General features: G+C 62.6%; 1 protein-coding gene. It reads right to left on the bottom strand.

What is annotated here, in order from left to right; translation table 11 throughout:
* Window positions 1–238, bottom strand: a 238-nt coding sequence (locus KVT38_RS34150; RefSeq protein ID WP_217598135.1) for a hypothetical protein, incomplete at both ends; no start/stop codon positions are given.

Here is a 238-nt window from a genome sequence, read left to right as displayed (position 1 = left end):
CCTGCGCCGAAGTTGTAATACACCAGCTTGTGGCCCGTTGCAGGTGTCGGCGTTGCATCAATCTTCGTCTTGCCGTCATTGCTCGTGCCGCTCGGGTCCGTCGACGTTACCGTAAGGCCCGTCGCCTGCGTCGGCGTTGGCTCGGCCGTCACATTCGCCGTCGTCTGGCCGAAGTGCACAACTTTGCCGTCTGCGTCCACTTCCGCCACGCCGATCTTGTCGCCGTTCTCGGCGACAA

This window comes from Cohnella sp. GbtcB17 (genome assembly GCF_019091135.1).
In the GTDB taxonomy this organism is placed as follows: Bacteria; Bacillota; Bacilli; order Paenibacillales; family Paenibacillaceae; genus Cohnella.
The sequence above is the reverse complement of the archived record's forward strand: the minus strand, read 5'-3'. Positions and strand labels throughout refer to the sequence as shown.